The following is a 14,278-nucleotide window of genomic DNA, read 5'->3' as shown; positions in this document are numbered from 1 at the left end:
ATCTATTGCCATTCTCTGTTTATCAAAAATTACTAAACACGCGAATTCTTGACGCAACTTCGCGTGTTAGTCGCTTCGCATAATCAGTCCAACATGTGAGAGCATGTTCACGGCGAAGACGACTAAGTTCAGGCGCGTCAGATTTTCACGTAAGCGTGCGTTTGCACTAAAAGTGCCTGAACCGTTTACGAGGATCGTATGAATGAACTCAACGGGACGAGCTGGAAATCGATCAGGAACGACCGATGCGTGCCGTATTTACCAGTCCATTAGCAGGAGCGAGCGCATGATTCAACCTACTGACTTTCTGGCCACAACAGCCGCATTACGCGACGGTTATCGCAACGAGGTCGTCACGACGGTCAACAATCACGACATTCACGTCAGCGTGATGGAGGTTCCGTACTTCTGGCATTTTCATCCCGATTCCGATGAGACGTTCATCGGAATCGAGGGCGTATTGATCATTGATTTTGAAGAAGGAGCAATAGAGTTGCGTGCGGGTCAGTTGCTGACCATCCCCGCAGGCGTACGCCACCGCACTCGTCCCGGTGGCGTACGCTCGATCAACCTGACGGTGGAAAAAGCCAATGCTACGACGATCCGCTGTGACGCTCCCCTGGAAGAGTGACTACATTGCCGGTCGAACGACGGAGCAATCGAGCCCTGCACGTCGTCCGGCATGTCTGAAACCAAATGGCTGGCAACCCAGGGATCGACGCCGAAGAAGCGTTCGTTAGTCAGCGTCCCTCCTGCGAGGATTGCCCGTGTCCGGTCGACGCCATGTATTCGTCCCGCAGCACGAATTTCTGGATCTTTCCGGAGGCCGTCTGCGGGAAGCGATCGACAAAGCGCCAGACCCGTGGCGTCTTGTAGGAAGCGAGGCGTGCGCGACAGAACTCGGAGAGTTCGTCACTGCTCAATTTGCAGCCCTGTCGCGGCTGGACGAAAGCGACGACGACTTCACCCCATTGCGCGTCAGGAACCCCGATGATCGACGCAAGGGAGACGCCCGGGTGTGTACACAGCACGTCCTCGATTTCCCGTGGATAGATGTTCTCTCCTCCGCGAATAATCATGTCCTTGATGCGGCCCTGGATGCGCAAATAACCCTGTGCATCCAGGCTACCGAGGTCTCCGGTATGCAACCATCCTTGCGTGTCGATGGCTTGTGCTGTTGCTTTGAGGTCGCCGAAATACCCCTTCATCACGCAGATGCTCTTTGCGCAGACTTCTCCGGTCACACCAATCGGGACAGTCTCCCCAGTAGCAGGATCGACGATCTTGACTTCGGTCTGAGGTAGTGGCCGCCCCACGGTATCGATCCATTGCGGATTGCTGTCGCGCGGCAGCGTGTGGGTGATATACGGCGACGACTCGGTCTGACCGAACCCAATTGCGACGTCGATATTGAAATCGGTGACCGCGCGATGCACGAGTTCCGGGGGCACGGGTGCGCCCCCTAACGTGGCCAGTCGCCATGAGGAAAGGTCACGATCTTTAGCGCCAGGGTGATCCAGCATCCGGATCAACATCGTAGGCACACTCAACACCAACGTGCCGCGATAAGCCTCAATCAGATCGAGCATGAGCCCGGGATCGAATCCAGCCGGCAGTACGTGCATACCGCCCGTCTGCAATGCGCCCAGGGTGGCGAGGCCGCAACCAGCCGTATGGAACATGGGCATTGGATTGACCCAGACGTCTTCGGCATTTGCGCCAATGACGTCGGCATAGAAACGGCCATTGTTCACGAGCCCGCGGTGCGTCAGCTCCGCACCCTTCGGAAATCCAGTCGTGCCTGAGGTGTATTGGATCTGCGCGACGTCGTCTGGGGACACCTTGGGTAACGAGCGTGTGCTATCGCCCGAATCAAGAAAGGCGGACCAATCTGCGAGCGAGATCACTTCGCGCACATCAGGGATATCCGCCTTGACTTCATTCAGTACTGCGATCAAATCGCGCCCACGGTACTCGGGACACAGAACGATGCCAGCGGCGTTAGACCGCTTGAGGACATAGACGAGTTCTTTGGGGAGATACGCGGGATTGACGGTGACCAGCGTGATTCCAGCCAACGCTGCGCCGAACTCGAGCAGAACCCATTCGGGGCGATTGGGGCTCCAGATGGCAACGTGCTCGCCAGGAGAAAAGCGCGCCAGCAGAGCACGGGCGACGAGGGATGCGTCCGCATACAGTTGCTCGAAGGACCATTGACGGCGAGCCTCTGTGATTTGCGTGCCCTCGACAAGCGCGATTCGATTGCCCCAATTCTCTGCCGCTACGCGCAGGGCATCTCCAATCGAAAGCTCTATGACAGGGCCAGAGGTGTCGCCTTGACAGTGCGATAGCCCAGCCTGCGAACAGCTTGCAATCTTTGTTGCCATGGGACACTCCTTCAAGTACCATGGTTCTAAATGTACCGTCCGAAACGGACTATGTCAACGAACCCAAAAACCTCACACGCAGAAGCACCCGTTCGGCTGAGTCCGATTTCGTATGTCGTCTTGGGAGTCATCGGGTTGCGGGGCCCGTCGACTCCGTATCAACTGAAGCAGGCTATAGAGCGCTCAGTCAGGTACTTCTGGCCTTTTCCGCACTCACAGCTTTACGGCGAGCCGGAGCGACTGGCGCGCGAGGGCCTGCTGGACCAGGAGGTGGAAGAAGGCGGGCGCCGTCGCCGGGTCTATTCATTGACATCCAGCGGCCAGGAAGCGCTCGAGAACTGGTTGAAAACCCCGCCGGGTGAAGTGTTCGAGATGCGGGATATGGCGGTGCTACAACTCTTTTTCAGTGAGTTCACCAGTACCGCCGAGCTTGTAAAACTGGCGGAAGATCAGGTGCGCCTCTACAAGGAACGCCTGGCAGTCTACCAGGCCATTATTGAGCATAACGAAGGACGAGAACGGGCCGCTCGCCGGCTGGCACCGTTGAATCTTGGTGTGCGTATGGCAACGGCGTGTCTGGAGTTCTGGTCCGACATCGCTGAAAATCCGCCACCTGGGCGCGAATAGCCGAGTGGGATTTCATGCGCCTATTGAAAATAAGGCGCAATGGAGCCGCATTGGCATCTACCTGCTCAGACTGCCTCGATCCCACGGAGGCACTCCGCTGAACGCATCAACCAGGAAGTCGATCACTACGCGCACTCTGGCGCTCAGATGTCGACGACTCGGGTACATGGCGAGTATGTCGATCTCGGGCAGCCGATACTCCGGCAACACGTGAACGAGTGTGCCTGCACGTAGTTCGTCGCCGATCAGGAACGTCGGTTGCCAGATCACGCCTTGCCCCGCGAGCGCTGCTGCGCGTGCCGTGTCTCCGTTATTGGTATGCATGTGGCAGTCGACCCTCACAGCGTGGGTCTTGCCACCACGGTCGATGAGTTGCCACTCATCGCCAGTGGCCGCATAGGTGTACCCGATGCAGCGATGCTGCATCAAGTCCGCCGGCATAGCCGGATGTCCGAAGTGGGCCAGATACGCCGGCGACGCGCACAGGATGTTTTGCGATGTCGCCAGCTTGCGGGCTGCGTGGCTGGTGGAGCCGGCGCGTGAGATGCGAATCGCGAGATCGTAGCCTTCATCGACGATATCGACGACGCGGTCAATCAGCGCGACGTCAAGCTCGATACCGGGATATTTGCGCATGAACTCGGGCCACAGCGGCGCCAGATACAGAATCCCAAAACTCACGGGCGCATTGATGCGCAGTCTTCCACGCGGTTCGACCGACCCGGACGAAACGAGCCCTTCCGTCTCCGCGACATCGTCGAGAATGGACTTGCAGCGGGCGTAAAGCGTCTCGCCGCCCTCGGTCAGAGATAGCGTCCGTGACGTGCGATTGAGCAGGCGCGTGCCCAGGTGCGCTTCCAGTTCATTCACATAGCGGGTGACGTTGGCAGGCGACGTGTCGAGCGCATCGGCTGCGCGCGCGAAGCCGCCGCGGCTCACCACCGTTACGAAAACTTCAAAGGCGCGCAGGCGATCCATAACCCTCTCCGAACATTCATAAAAGCTGAATGATAGGACCATGTTTTATGCCTTTCTGCAAGCAGAGCTGAAGCCTATATTTGCGCTCACGGGCCGGGGCACAGGGCAACTGGCCGACGCAGGACTTCAGGAGATTCAAAATGCAACGTTTGACAGGAAAAGTGGCCATCGTGACCGGCGCCAGTTCAGGGATCGGCCGAGCAACGGCGAAGCTGTTCGCGAAGGAAGGCGCCAAGGTGGTTCTTGCGGCGCGGCGCGCGGCGGAACTCGAAACGCTCGCTGCGGAGATCGTCAGCGAAGGCGGCGAAGCCGTGTATCTAGCCGGCGACGTTCAGTCGGAGGACTTCGCGAAGGCGCTGGTCGCGCTCGCAGTGGATCGCTTCGGCCGCTTGGACATTGCCTACAACAACGCGGGCACGCTGGGCGAAATGGGCCCGAGCACCGGCATTTCGGAGGCTGGCTGGAACGCGGCGCTGGCGACCAATCTGACCAGTGCCTTCCTCGGTGCGAAGCACCAGATTCCCGAAATGCTGAAGCACGGCGGCGGATCGATCATCTTCACGTCGACGTTCGTCGGCTATTCGTTCGCGTTTCCGGGCACCGCGGCCTACGCGGCGAGCAAGGCCGGGCTGATCGGCCTGACCCAGGCGCTCGCCGCGGAGTATGGCGCGCAAGGCGTGCGCGTCAACGCGGTGTTGCCGGGTGCCGTAGACACGGACATGTATCGCGGCATGAACGACACCGACGAGTCGCAAGCGTTCGTGACGGGACTGCATGCGCTCAGGCGCGTCGCGAAGCCGGAAGAACTCGCGCGTTCGGTCCTCTACCTCGCGTCGGACGATTCGTCGTTCGTAACCGGCACCGCATCTCTCGTCGATGGCGGCGCCTCGATTACGCGCACCTGAACGTCCAGGCGGCATTCTGCGGTCAAGATCCGATGCCGCCCTTCTCTACTTCATGCTTTGGAAGGCAGTCACTCATGGACCTGAAACTGAAAGGCAAACTCGCACTCGTGAGCGGCAGCACGGCCGGCATCGGCCTCGCTATCGCCAGCACCCTGGCGCAGGAAGGCGCTCGTGTAATCGTGAACGGACGCTCCCAGTCATCGGTCGATGACGTGGTCGCACAGTTGAAAGCGAACACGGGCAGCGACGTTTATGGATACGCGGGCGATCTGGGCACGGCCACCTCAGCCGACGAGCTCGCGCAACGCTATCCCGACGTGGAAATTCTCGTCAATAACCTGGGCATCTTCGAGCCCAAGCCGTTTGAAGAGATTCCCGACGCGGACTGGCAACGTTTCTTCGACGTCAACGTCTTGAGCGGCGTGCGCCTCGCCCGCCTGTTTCTGCCCGCGATGAGGCAGGCGAATTGGGGGCGAATTATTTTCATTTCGAGCGAAAGCGGAGTGCAGATTCCCACCGAAATGATCCACTACGGGGTGACGAAGACCGCGCAGCTCGCGGTTTCGCGTGGACTCGCCGAAGCCGTTGCCGGCACGGGCATTACGGTCAATAGCGTCTTGCCGGGCCCGACGAAATCGCGCGGCGTTGGAGAGTTCGTGGAGCGTCTCGCAGAGGCCGACGGCATCTCGTCTGAAGCGTTCGAAAAGGCTTTCTTCGAGAAGGTCCGTCCCACGTCGCTCATCAAGCGATTTGGTACGCCGCAGGAAATTGCGTCGCTCGTGGCCTATATCGCCAGTCCGCTTTCGTCGGCCACGACGGGCGCTGCGCTGCGGGCCGATGGGGGTGTGATCAGGAGCGCGTTCTAGGCGTAACGCTTTCCATCGCGTGGAATAACTCGTGGATCAAGGGCGTTCTGAATAGGTCGCTCAGCGATACTCACATCAGAGGACCCACGCCATGACCCATGAAGTCGACCGTATGCTTGATGAAATCCGCAAACTGGCGCCGAGCATTCGAACGCGCGCAGCCGAAATCGAGGCGGCGCGCCGAATGCCTTCAGACCTGGTGGAGACGCTAAAAGCGATTGGCATTTATCGCATGTTTGTACCCAGGAGTCACGGCGGAATGGAGCTTGATCTGCCGAAGGGGCTCAGGGTGATCGTCGAACTCGCGAAGATCGATGGGTCGTTGGGCTGGACCGCGATGATTGCCAGCGGAAGCGCATTGATTGCATCCCTGCTGAACATTCGGACATATGATCAGGTCTACGAAGGAGGTCCGGACGTCATTCTCGCCGGTTCATCCTAGCCTGCGGGCACCGCGCAGGCGGCGCCGGGCGGCTGGCGCGTGAGCGGGCGCTGGCCGTTCGCTAGCGGTTGTCTGCAGGCCGAATGGATGGTGGGAGTCTGCATGATGACGAAAGACGGGAAGCCGCTTCCCGGTTGCGCCGGCGAAGACGGGCCGCCGCTGATGCGCGGCTTCATTCTCCCGGCGTCCGAATGGCGGATCGAGGATACATGGCACGTGGCAGGGCTCAAGGGTTCCGGTAGTCATCACATCGCGATCGCCGACAAGATCGTGCCGGAAAGCCACTTCTTCGATCTCGAGAGCGGCGTGCCTTGTCTACCAGGGCCGCTCTATCAACGCGTGCTGGAACTCATTCCCGTGATGCACAGCGCCTTCTCCGTAGGTGTGGCCAAAGGAGCGTTGGAGGAACTCGTCGCATTCGCGAATACCGGCCGCAAGCAGCTTCGCGCGGTGACAGCAATGCGTGATTCGGAGTTGTTCCAGGCAGAACTCGGCCGAGCCGGAGCCGACCTGAGAGCGGCGCAGGCGTTCATGGACGCACAAGCCACCAGCCATTGGGGCCATGCGCTCGCGGGAACAATCAAAGACGACGCACTGCGCATGCAGAGCACGCAGAACTCCGTGTGGATCGCTTCGACGTGCGTGCGTGTTGCCGACGCGTGCTTCGCGCTGGGTGGCGGGAGCGCGCTCTACGACGCCTCGCCCTTGCAGCGGCGATTGCGCGACCTTCACGCCGGAGCCCAGCACGTCGTGGCTCAGCAACGAAATTATGCGGCGGTTGGCAGGCTGCTTCTGGAAAACCAGGTCTCGACGGCAGTCGCCGGCTAGTCGAGCAATGCCACTGAATGCCCGCCGGTCGGCATCGATGAATAGAAGCTAATTTCCTGCGGGCTGCCTGACACGACCTCTACTCGTCAGCGTCGCTGGTAGACGACGCCCTGCGGTGAAAAGCGATCCGGTTCAGGTTCTTCGTCGAAGCGTCTATGCGCTTCGTCGATGGCCAACTGATTGTTGTTCGCCCAGTTGACGAGCGCCATGACCGGCTCGAGCAGCGTCCGCCCCATTTCAGTAAGTTCGTAATCGACACGCGGCGGAATCGTCGCATACATCGTGCGGGTAACGAGGCCGTCGCGTTCAAGTCCACGTAACGTCAGCGTCAGCATGCGTTGCGAGATGCCGTCTATTTTCCGCTTCAGTTCGTTGAACCTGCGCGGCTCGCTCGCCAGCGTCGCGATGATGTAAAGGCTCCATTTGTCGCCGATACGATCGAGGATTTCGCGGGTGGCCTTGCAGCCCCCTGCGTTGGGTTCGGGCAACTCCCTGGGGAGATCAGTGTGACTCAGTGACATGCGTGTGCCTTCTTGTGGAGCCAGGACAGGAACAATACCATCCTGCGTATGGATAGGTAATCGACAAACCAAATGTTACCTAGTTCTTCTTATATACCTGGGAGCAAACATGAGCCACATTCTGCTGATCACTTCGAGCCCTCGCGGTGCCGACAGCGTTTCGACCCGATTCGCCGGGGAGTTCGCCCAAAAACTGCGCGAGCAGCGCCCCGGCAGCACACTGACGATTCGGGATCTCTATTCCGATCCGCTGGCCCACATTGATGAAGCCTATGTCGTCGGACGCACGCTCGCACCAGAAGCGCGTACCCCAGCGCAGGCAGACGCTGTCCGCGTGGCAGAAACACTGATTGGCGAGGTGGCGGCCGCCGACACCATCGTGATCGGCTCGGGCATGATCAATTTCGGACCGCCCACGCAACTGAAAGCATGGTTCGATTACGTGACCTGGCCTGGCGTGACTTTCTCGTATGACAACAGCGGCGTAAAAGGTCTGCTGACGGGTAAGAAGATCTATTTGTTCACTGCCGCCGGCGGCGTTTTCTCGGATGGTCCTTACGCGCCTCTGGACTATCAGTCAGGCTATCTGAAACATCTTCTGGGCTTCATCGGGCTGACCGACGTCGAGCATCTACGCGTGGAAGGCATCGCTTACGGACCCGAAGCCGCAAAGACGGCAATCACTAACGCCGAGGCCGCAGTGCAATCGTTGCTGGCAGAGGCTGTTTGATTTTTTGCCGACCCAAAGAACCCTCTTTGGGCGCTGGAAGCTGACATGTGCGACCGTTGCACCATCATTCGGTCGCACTACTGATTTATCTCGTTGGAATTTGCCGCGAGATACGCGATGTGTTGGACGATAAGCGGGTTGGCATGGGCTACACGCGACAATTCCTACACTCTCTTCAAAAAGCAGGTTGCGGTAGCCGTCGCTAACAGCTTTCCATCGGAAGATTTCAACGCGCCCTCCGAGGTCGCGATGTTTCGCGAGATGTGGACCGAGCGCGCCTCGGCCACCAGATCCTGATCGATCGGTACGGGGCGCAACATCTTGACTTGCAGATCGATGGTGCCGTATCCGACACCCGCCTCCAGCATCGAATGGACCGCGCAGCCCGTCGCGGAGTCGAGTACGGTTGCAGCGAAGCCGCCGTGAACGCCGCCCAGGGGATTCAGATGTTGTTTCCCTGCGCGGGCTGAAAGCTTCACATAGCCGGGATCGACGTCCAGAAACGTCATGGGTACCGTCTCCGCCATTGCCGAGCGCGGCAGGTCTCCGGCCACGAGTGCACGCAGCAAATCGAGTCCGCTCATTTCAAGTGGATTCATTTTTATCCCTTACGCTGAGTCAAGCGAGAACCGATCGGAAGACGACTTCCATGAACTCGTACAGCGGGGCGTCGCTTTGCTCCGCGCGCATGCGTAACAGCGCGCCTTCCCAGCTGTTCAACATGAATTGGGCGAGCAACGGCGCGGGCAGACGGGTGCCGATGGCCCCCGTCGCCTGAGCTTCGGCAATGCAGTTCTCGAAGAGAGCGGCCCATGTCTTGAAATGCGTTGCGAGCCGCTCGCGAATCAACGCGCTGTGATCCGCGACCTCGAGACTGAGGTTTCCCATCAGGCACCCTCGCAAATAGCCACCTGCGCGATAACCGCGAATCCGCTCGTCGAAATAGGTACGCAAGCGCACGAGCGGCGGCATGCTCTCGTTGGTCAGCAGCGCACGCAGTTCGCCGTGGCCTCGCTCGAAATAAGCGTCGACCACTTCGCCCCCGAAGTCTTCCTTGCTGTCGAAGTGGTTATAAAAGGACCCCTTGGGCACCTGAGCTGCATCGACGATTTCTTTGATACCGGTCGCGGCATAGCCGGAATCGTGCAGCAATCGGACCCCTGCCCTAAGCAGATCGTCGCGGGTATGCAGGTTGGGCTTGGGGCCTCGGCGGGCCGGAGTCGTCTTCGATTCCATCGACGCAGATTCCATCAAATATAAATGACCGGTCGTCTCTAATTCTAACAATCCCGAGCCTGCTGTCAAGTGCATTGGCGCCGGCATGCCTGACGCGCACCACCTAGTCATCGAATCGCCGAGAAATACTAGCCAAACGGAATATTCAACGTAGGCCGCCAGCGCTACGCGAATCCGGTAACGCGTCGAGCAACTCAGCTTTCGTTGACTAATATAAGACGACCGGTCATAATTAATTCAGCCGTTTCCACCCGATGCACCTCAACTGCACCGGCCCTGATATTTCCGTTCGGGTTCGCGCCACCTGCGGCCGAGCGAACGTTCAAAGGATTCTCCGATGCCCCAGTTGTCGCTCTTCACGCCGCTTCAAGTCGGACGCTACAAGCTGGCCCATCGTGTCGTGATGCCGCCGCTCACGCGCATGCGCGCTGGCGCCGGGAATGTTCCGAACCCGCTCGCGCCCGAGTACTACGGCCAACGCGCTACCGAAGGTGGACTCATCATTGCCGAAGCCACCCAGGTCAGCCCCTATGGGCAGGGTTATCCGGCGACCCCCGGCATTCATTCCGAAGAGCAAGTGGCTGGTTGGCGGAAAGTGACCGACGCGGTGCATGCCAAGGGAGGCATCATCTTTCTGCAGCTGTGGCATACGGGGCGCTCGTCCCATTCGAGTTTTCAGCCGAATGGCGAACTTCCTGTTGCTCCATCGGCGATTGCGATCACAGGTCAAACAGCGCTGACTCCGGAATGGAAGCCAGTGCCTTACGAGACCCCGCGTGCACTCGAACTGGACGAGATTCCCGGGATCATCGAGGCGTATCGCAAAGGCGCGCGCGATGCCATGGCAGCCGGCTTCGATGGTGTCGAGATTCACGGCGCGAACGGCTATCTGCTGCAGCAGTTTCTAGACGACAGCTCGAACAAGCGCACCGACATTTACGGCGGATCGGTCGAGAACCGAGCCAGGCTGCTCATCGAGGTAACGCAAGCGTTGATCGAGATCTGGGGCGCCGATCGCGTCGGCGTTCGCCTGTCACCGTTCGGCACCTACAACGACGTGGGCGATTCCGATCCGGTCGGGCTTTACGGATATGTGCTGACACGCCTGAGCGAACTCGGTATCGCCTACGTCAGCCTGATCGAGGCGCGCACGAGCGCCGGAATGGAGATCGATACCCCGCAGGAGATCCGCCAGCTCCGCCCCTTCTGGCCAGGGACGCTGATCCTCGCCGGCGGATTCACGGCGGAGTCAGCGGACAAGGCCATCCAGACGGGGCTCGCCGATGCGGTGGCGTTCGGCAGGCAGTTCATCGCGAATCCCGACCTGCCTGCGCGGCTCCGGCTGGGTGCGCCGCTCAACCGTTATGACCGCGCGACGTTCTATGGCGGCGGCGCAGCAGGCTATGTCGACTACGCGGCGCTGGAGACAGCGGCTCATACGGATTGACGCAGAGACTCGCGGTGCCTCCGGCATCGCGGGCCGGCCGCGCCATTCAACCAACGCAATGCCAATCCTCAAGGAAAACACCGAACATGAAAGTCGTCGTTCTCGCCGCCACCGGTCAGGTCGGCCGCACGGTCCTCAGTGAACTGATCAGCCGCGGGCATGAAGTCACGGCTGTCGCGCGCAACCCGGACAAGCTTCCCAGGAGCATCCATAGCGTGCGCGATGATCTCAGTAGTGCAGACAGAATTGCGGAGATCATCGCTGGGGCGGATGCCGTTGTCAGCGCCTTCGGACCTCCGAAGGACGACGCGCGTTTCTTCAGCGACGTGAGTTACACGGATCAATTAGCCCACGTGACCGAGCGCGCGATTGCCGCGGTTCGCAAGGCCAGCGTTGCGCGCCTCATCATGGCAGGCGGTTGCGGCTCGCTCTGGTTCTCGCCCGGCGTAACGGTGCTCGATTCCGGTCACTGGCCAGAGAAACTGATTCCGATTGCGACTTCCCATATCAAGGCTTTCGCGGCGTTGAGAGCATCGGATATCAGCTGGACCTATTTCAGCCCGCCGATGCGGATTGATCCGGGCGTGCGCACGGGCAAGTTCCGCCTTGGCGGCGATGATCTCCTCGTCGACGAGCAAGGCAAGAGCTGGGTCTCGTTTGAGGACTACGCGGTTGCTCTGGTCGACGAACTGGAACAGCCTGCGCACGAACGCGCGCGCTTCACGGTTGGCTACTAGGGAGTCCGCATTCGGGTGTCGTGTTCGGCGCCCGAATGCATTGCCGTGCCGGCGGCGACGTAACTGGCACGGCAGCCTTCGTCTGCCTCTGGCAAGCGAACGGCCTCTGGGGCAAGTGCCCCCGCTTCAGCCTTGCTTGCGGGGAGCCGAAGTCAGCACGAGCGCCGCGCGCTCGACGGCCTCGGCGATCCGCTTCGACAGCGCCGGGTCCGGCACCGCCCGCGCCAACGTGACCCCGCCCGACAACATCGCAAGCAGCGCAATCGCCTTGTCGTCGCGCGCCGCGCCCGCTTCGTCGGGCAGCCCCGCCGAGACCTCCTCGATCAGGCGGCGCAGTTCCGCCTCGTACGCTTCGCGAGTCTCGGCGTCGGAGCGAACCATCTCTGGCGAAAAGCTCGGCAGCGCGCAGCTTTCGCCGATGTCGCAAGTGCGCTTTGGGCCCAGATAGACCCCGATGAACGTCTTGAGCCAGCGTTTGCCGTGGCTCGTCTTCAGGTCGGCGACGGTGAGCCGCAACTGTTCCATACCAGCCAGAACCACCGTGCGGAACGCCTCGCTTTTCGACTTGAAGTGCCCGTAGAACGCACCGTTGGTGACGCCCGCCTCCTTGGTCAACCCGTCGATGCCGGAGCCGCCGTAGCCCTCGCGCCGGAACAGGCGGCTCGCCGCGTCGACGATGCGTTTGCGGGTCTCGATTTTGTGCTCGGCAGTGTAACGCATGGGATCTCGCATTCGGAGCGATCGCTCTTTTTCTTGCATAAAGAGCGATCAGTGTCTATATATAGAGAGCGGTTGCTACATATATACCACTAACCGCTGCCACTTACCCATGAGGAGCTGACATGCCTATCACGCTGACCGTATCCGAAGGAGTGCTCTCCACCGGGGCCGAAGCCCCTACTTTCGCCGCCTTGACGCAGGCGCTGCTGAGCGTCGCGCAACTCGAAGGCAATGCGTTCATGACGCCCAATGTGATCGGGACGCTGAACGTCATACCGGCCGGCCGCGTGTTCTCGGCCGGCAAGCCTGCCGCCGCGGCGTTCGTCGAACTCACACTGCCGCAGATCGCGCTCGCGACGCCCGAAGCCAAACAAGCATTCACCGAAAAGGCGACCGCGATACTCGAACAGGCAGGCGGCGGCCGCCTTGCGCGGGATCACATCTGGACCAACATCGTCTACGCGGCGGACGGCTCCTGGGGAATCGCGGGCCGCGCCCACAGTAACGCGGACCTCGTCGAGGCGATACAGGAAGCCGCGATCGGGTGATCTGGGCGCTTGCACGCGTTCGTGAGATGCACTTGCGCGAGACGTCCGCGCAGGTGCACCGCGCGCTTGCGCTCTACTCACGCGGCCTGGGGCAAAATACACGCGGAAGTCATATCAGACGCGTGGAGATGCGCCATGAAAAACCGCCCGTTGCTGACAGCATTGGCACTCCTGCTGGCTGGATGTGCCGCCGGCGGCGTGCCACCGCAAAGCGGGCCACATCTCAGTCCAACGGAGTGCCGAGATCTGGCTGCGCTTAAAACCAACGCGCCGCCGACGATGGCACAACACCAAAGCGAAGTTGCGGCGCTGAGGAAGGCGGGCTACGACCCATCACCGTGGGACGCCCCCTACTACCCCGAGGATATTCAGGCGGCGCAGCGCCTCGTCGACCATTGGTTCGATACGGAGTGCAAGCAGATTCCGCCCAGTTGAGAGCCCTCGCTGCGCCCGCGATCCTCAGCAGTCCGTCGAGACCGTCACGCTCTCCCAGGCACGGATTTCGTCTTCCAGCGTCGACAGCTTGTCCCTCACGAGCCCGAGTGCATCGCTGCCGAGCAAAAGATGCGTGGGTGGGCGGTCCGCGGCAATTGCGGCAAGCATCGCGCGCGCTGCCTTTTGGGGATCGCCCAATTGTTTGCCGCTTTTCTCCTCGCGTGCTTTGCGGATGGGGTCGAAAATCGCGTCGTAATCCGGGATCGAACGGGGCGTTCGTCTCATCGAGCGACCGGCCCAATCCGTGCGGAAAGAGCCAGGCGCCACGGCTGTCACAGCGATACCGAAAGGCTTGACCTCTTTACCCAGCGCCTCGGAGATGCCCTCCAGTGCGAACTTGCTTCCACAGTAATAGGTGATGCCCGGCATGGTGATATGGCCGCCCATCGACGTGATATTCAGAATGTGGCCACGTCTGCGCGCACGCATGAAAGGCAGCACGGCCTTCATCATGGCGACAGCACCGAACACGTTGACATCGAACTGTTTGCGCATTTCGGCAAGCGGCGATTCTTCCATGACGCCTTCGTGCCCATAGCCGGCGTTGTTGACCAACACGTCGATCGGCCCGACGCTCGCCTCGATTTCCTCGACGACACCGTCGATCGCATCGAAGTCGGTTACATCGAGCACTCGTGCGAATGCGGCATCTGCGGAGAGAGACTCGAACTCGCGCTTTGCCTCGACACTTCTCACGGTACCGACGACTTTGTGGCCTGCCGCGAGCGCCTCTTGCGCGAGCGCGCGGCCAAAGCCGCTGCTGACGCCTGTAATGAGCAGAATTTTGCTGGACTCCATGAAGCTTCTCCCG

General features: G+C 60.4%; 18 protein-coding genes. 11 read left to right on the top strand and 7 right to left on the bottom strand.

Annotation, left to right across the window (positions count from 1 at the left end; all coding sequences use genetic code 11):
- The first annotated feature begins 286 nt into the window (after positions 1–286).
- Entirely contained in the window at positions 287–631 is a 345-nt protein-coding gene (locus E1N52_RS36090; RefSeq protein ID WP_133188832.1) for a cupin domain-containing protein, read from the top strand.
- 109 nt (positions 632–740) lie between these two features.
- On the opposite strand, the gene E1N52_RS36085 is transcribed toward E1N52_RS36090, so the two are convergent.
- The gene (locus E1N52_RS36085) at positions 741–2,387 is read right to left on the bottom strand and encodes an AMP-binding protein (protein WP_133188830.1); all 1,647 of its coding nucleotides are present in this window, start codon (positions 2,385–2,387) and stop codon (positions 741–743) included.
- A 51-nt stretch (positions 2,388–2,438) separates the two neighbouring features.
- Between E1N52_RS36085 and E1N52_RS36080 the strand changes: the two genes are divergently transcribed.
- Complete coding sequence (locus E1N52_RS36080; RefSeq protein ID WP_133188828.1) at positions 2,439–3,014, top strand: PadR family transcriptional regulator; 576 nt, start codon at positions 2,439–2,441, stop codon at positions 3,012–3,014.
- Between the two features lie 57 nt (positions 3,015–3,071).
- Here the strand turns inward: E1N52_RS36080 and E1N52_RS36075 are convergent, their stop codons facing one another.
- Complete coding sequence (locus E1N52_RS36075; RefSeq protein WP_133188826.1) at positions 3,072–3,992, bottom strand: LysR family transcriptional regulator; 921 nt, start codon at positions 3,990–3,992, stop codon at positions 3,072–3,074.
- A gap of 140 nt (positions 3,993–4,132) precedes the next feature.
- On the opposite strand from E1N52_RS36075, the gene E1N52_RS36070 reads away from it, so the two are divergent.
- From E1N52_RS36070 to E1N52_RS44650, 4 genes are all read left to right on the top strand, one after another.
- Positions 4,133–4,897, top strand: coding sequence for an SDR family oxidoreductase (locus tag E1N52_RS36070; RefSeq protein ID WP_133188824.1), 765 nt, complete (start codon positions 4,133–4,135; stop codon positions 4,895–4,897).
- 74 nt (positions 4,898–4,971) lie between these two features.
- Positions 4,972–5,763 carry an SDR family NAD(P)-dependent oxidoreductase gene (locus tag E1N52_RS36065; protein WP_133188822.1) on the top strand — a complete coding sequence of 264 codons (792 nt, stop codon included), beginning with the start codon at positions 4,972–4,974 and terminating at the stop codon, positions 5,761–5,763.
- Positions 5,764–5,854: 91 nt separating this feature from the next.
- The gene (locus E1N52_RS44655; protein ID WP_205965724.1) at positions 5,855–6,205 is read left to right on the top strand and encodes an acyl-CoA dehydrogenase family protein; all 351 of its coding nucleotides are present in this window, start codon (positions 5,855–5,857) and stop codon (positions 6,203–6,205) included.
- A gap of 162 nt (positions 6,206–6,367) precedes the next feature.
- On the top strand, positions 6,368–7,033 hold the full coding sequence (locus E1N52_RS44650) for an acyl-CoA dehydrogenase family protein (RefSeq protein ID WP_205965723.1): 666 nt from the start codon (positions 6,368–6,370) through the stop codon (positions 7,031–7,033).
- Positions 7,034–7,119: 86 nt separating this feature from the next.
- Here the strand turns inward: E1N52_RS44650 and E1N52_RS36055 are convergent, their stop codons facing one another.
- Entirely contained in the window at positions 7,120–7,554 is a 435-nt protein-coding gene (locus E1N52_RS36055; protein ID WP_133188820.1) for a winged helix-turn-helix transcriptional regulator, read from the bottom strand.
- A gap of 109 nt (positions 7,555–7,663) precedes the next feature.
- Between E1N52_RS36055 and E1N52_RS36050 the strand changes: the two genes are divergently transcribed.
- Positions 7,664–8,284, top strand: coding sequence for an FMN-dependent NADH-azoreductase (locus tag E1N52_RS36050; protein WP_133188818.1), 621 nt, complete (start codon positions 7,664–7,666; stop codon positions 8,282–8,284).
- A 164-nt stretch (positions 8,285–8,448) separates the two neighbouring features.
- Here the strand turns inward: E1N52_RS36050 and E1N52_RS36045 are convergent, their stop codons facing one another.
- Positions 8,449–8,883: a PaaI family thioesterase gene (locus tag E1N52_RS36045; protein WP_133188816.1), complete on the bottom strand. Its 435-nt coding sequence runs from the start codon at positions 8,881–8,883 to the stop codon at positions 8,449–8,451.
- A 19-nt stretch (positions 8,884–8,902) separates the two neighbouring features.
- Positions 8,903–9,520: a TetR/AcrR family transcriptional regulator gene (locus E1N52_RS36040; RefSeq protein WP_133188814.1), complete on the bottom strand. Its 618-nt coding sequence runs from the start codon at positions 9,518–9,520 to the stop codon at positions 8,903–8,905.
- Positions 9,521–9,857: 337 nt separating this feature from the next.
- Between E1N52_RS36040 and E1N52_RS36035 the strand changes: the two genes are divergently transcribed.
- Complete coding sequence (locus tag E1N52_RS36035; protein WP_133188812.1) at positions 9,858–10,967, top strand: alkene reductase; 1,110 nt, start codon at positions 9,858–9,860, stop codon at positions 10,965–10,967.
- 86 nt (positions 10,968–11,053) lie between these two features.
- Entirely contained in the window at positions 11,054–11,704 is a 651-nt protein-coding gene (locus tag E1N52_RS36030; RefSeq protein ID WP_133188810.1) for an NAD(P)-dependent oxidoreductase, read from the top strand.
- A 126-nt stretch (positions 11,705–11,830) separates the two neighbouring features.
- On the opposite strand, the gene E1N52_RS36025 is transcribed toward E1N52_RS36030, so the two are convergent.
- The gene (locus E1N52_RS36025) at positions 11,831–12,424 is read right to left on the bottom strand and encodes a TetR/AcrR family transcriptional regulator (RefSeq protein ID WP_133188808.1); all 594 of its coding nucleotides are present in this window, start codon (positions 12,422–12,424) and stop codon (positions 11,831–11,833) included.
- Between the two features lie 122 nt (positions 12,425–12,546).
- On the opposite strand from E1N52_RS36025, the gene E1N52_RS36020 reads away from it, so the two are divergent.
- Together E1N52_RS36020 and E1N52_RS36015 are read left to right on the top strand one after the other, a co-directional pair.
- Positions 12,547–12,972: a tautomerase family protein gene (locus E1N52_RS36020; RefSeq protein WP_133188806.1), complete on the top strand. Its 426-nt coding sequence runs from the start codon at positions 12,547–12,549 to the stop codon at positions 12,970–12,972.
- Positions 12,973–13,107: 135 nt separating this feature from the next.
- Entirely contained in the window at positions 13,108–13,407 is a 300-nt protein-coding gene (locus tag E1N52_RS36015; protein ID WP_133188804.1) for a DUF4148 domain-containing protein, read from the top strand.
- 24 nt (positions 13,408–13,431) lie between these two features.
- Here the strand turns inward: E1N52_RS36015 and E1N52_RS36010 are convergent, their stop codons facing one another.
- Entirely contained in the window at positions 13,432–14,265 is an 834-nt protein-coding gene (locus tag E1N52_RS36010) for an oxidoreductase (protein ID WP_133188802.1), read from the bottom strand.
- Positions 14,266–14,278: the final 13 nt, after the last annotated feature.

The sequence above is a fragment of the Paraburkholderia guartelaensis genome (assembly GCF_004353905.1).
GTDB lineage: Bacteria > Pseudomonadota > Gammaproteobacteria > Burkholderiales > Burkholderiaceae > Paraburkholderia > Paraburkholderia guartelaensis.
The sequence above is the reverse complement of the archived record's forward strand: the minus strand, read 5'-3'. Positions and strand labels throughout refer to the sequence as shown.

What these genes read in the sequence shown, in the direction of transcription:
- E1N52_RS36045 (WP_133188816.1), bottom strand. Translation starts at nt 8,883, where the DNA reads ATGAATCCACTTGAAATGAGCGGACTCGATTTGCTGCGTGCACTCGTG.
- E1N52_RS36085 (WP_133188830.1), bottom strand. Translation starts at nt 2,387, where the DNA reads ATGGCAACAAAGATTGCAAGCTGTTCGCAGGCTGGGCTATCGCACTGT.
- E1N52_RS36040 (WP_133188814.1), bottom strand. Translation starts at nt 9,520, where the DNA reads ATGGAATCGAAGACGACTCCGGCCCGCCGAGGCCCCAAGCCCAACCTG.
- E1N52_RS36090 (WP_133188832.1), top strand. Translation starts at nt 287, where the DNA reads ATGATTCAACCTACTGACTTTCTGGCCACAACAGCCGCATTACGCGAC.
- E1N52_RS36035 (WP_133188812.1), top strand. Translation starts at nt 9,858, where the DNA reads ATGCCCCAGTTGTCGCTCTTCACGCCGCTTCAAGTCGGACGCTACAAG.
- E1N52_RS36070 (WP_133188824.1), top strand. Translation starts at nt 4,133, where the DNA reads ATGCAACGTTTGACAGGAAAAGTGGCCATCGTGACCGGCGCCAGTTCA.
- E1N52_RS36015 (WP_133188804.1), top strand. Translation starts at nt 13,108, where the DNA reads ATGAAAAACCGCCCGTTGCTGACAGCATTGGCACTCCTGCTGGCTGGA.
- E1N52_RS44655 (WP_205965724.1), top strand. Translation starts at nt 5,855, where the DNA reads ATGACCCATGAAGTCGACCGTATGCTTGATGAAATCCGCAAACTGGCG.
- E1N52_RS36080 (WP_133188828.1), top strand. Translation starts at nt 2,439, where the DNA reads ATGTCAACGAACCCAAAAACCTCACACGCAGAAGCACCCGTTCGGCTG.
- E1N52_RS36050 (WP_133188818.1), top strand. Translation starts at nt 7,664, where the DNA reads ATGAGCCACATTCTGCTGATCACTTCGAGCCCTCGCGGTGCCGACAGC.
- E1N52_RS36055 (WP_133188820.1), bottom strand. Translation starts at nt 7,554, where the DNA reads ATGTCACTGAGTCACACTGATCTCCCCAGGGAGTTGCCCGAACCCAAC.
- E1N52_RS36065 (WP_133188822.1), top strand. Translation starts at nt 4,972, where the DNA reads ATGGACCTGAAACTGAAAGGCAAACTCGCACTCGTGAGCGGCAGCACG.
- E1N52_RS36025 (WP_133188808.1), bottom strand. Translation starts at nt 12,424, where the DNA reads ATGCGTTACACTGCCGAGCACAAAATCGAGACCCGCAAACGCATCGTC.
- E1N52_RS36020 (WP_133188806.1), top strand. Translation starts at nt 12,547, where the DNA reads ATGCCTATCACGCTGACCGTATCCGAAGGAGTGCTCTCCACCGGGGCC.
- E1N52_RS44650 (WP_205965723.1), top strand. Translation starts at nt 6,368, where the DNA reads ATGCGCGGCTTCATTCTCCCGGCGTCCGAATGGCGGATCGAGGATACA.
- E1N52_RS36010 (WP_133188802.1), bottom strand. Translation starts at nt 14,265, where the DNA reads ATGGAGTCCAGCAAAATTCTGCTCATTACAGGCGTCAGCAGCGGCTTT.
- E1N52_RS36030 (WP_133188810.1), top strand. Translation starts at nt 11,054, where the DNA reads ATGAAAGTCGTCGTTCTCGCCGCCACCGGTCAGGTCGGCCGCACGGTC.
- E1N52_RS36075 (WP_133188826.1), bottom strand. Translation starts at nt 3,992, where the DNA reads ATGGATCGCCTGCGCGCCTTTGAAGTTTTCGTAACGGTGGTGAGCCGC.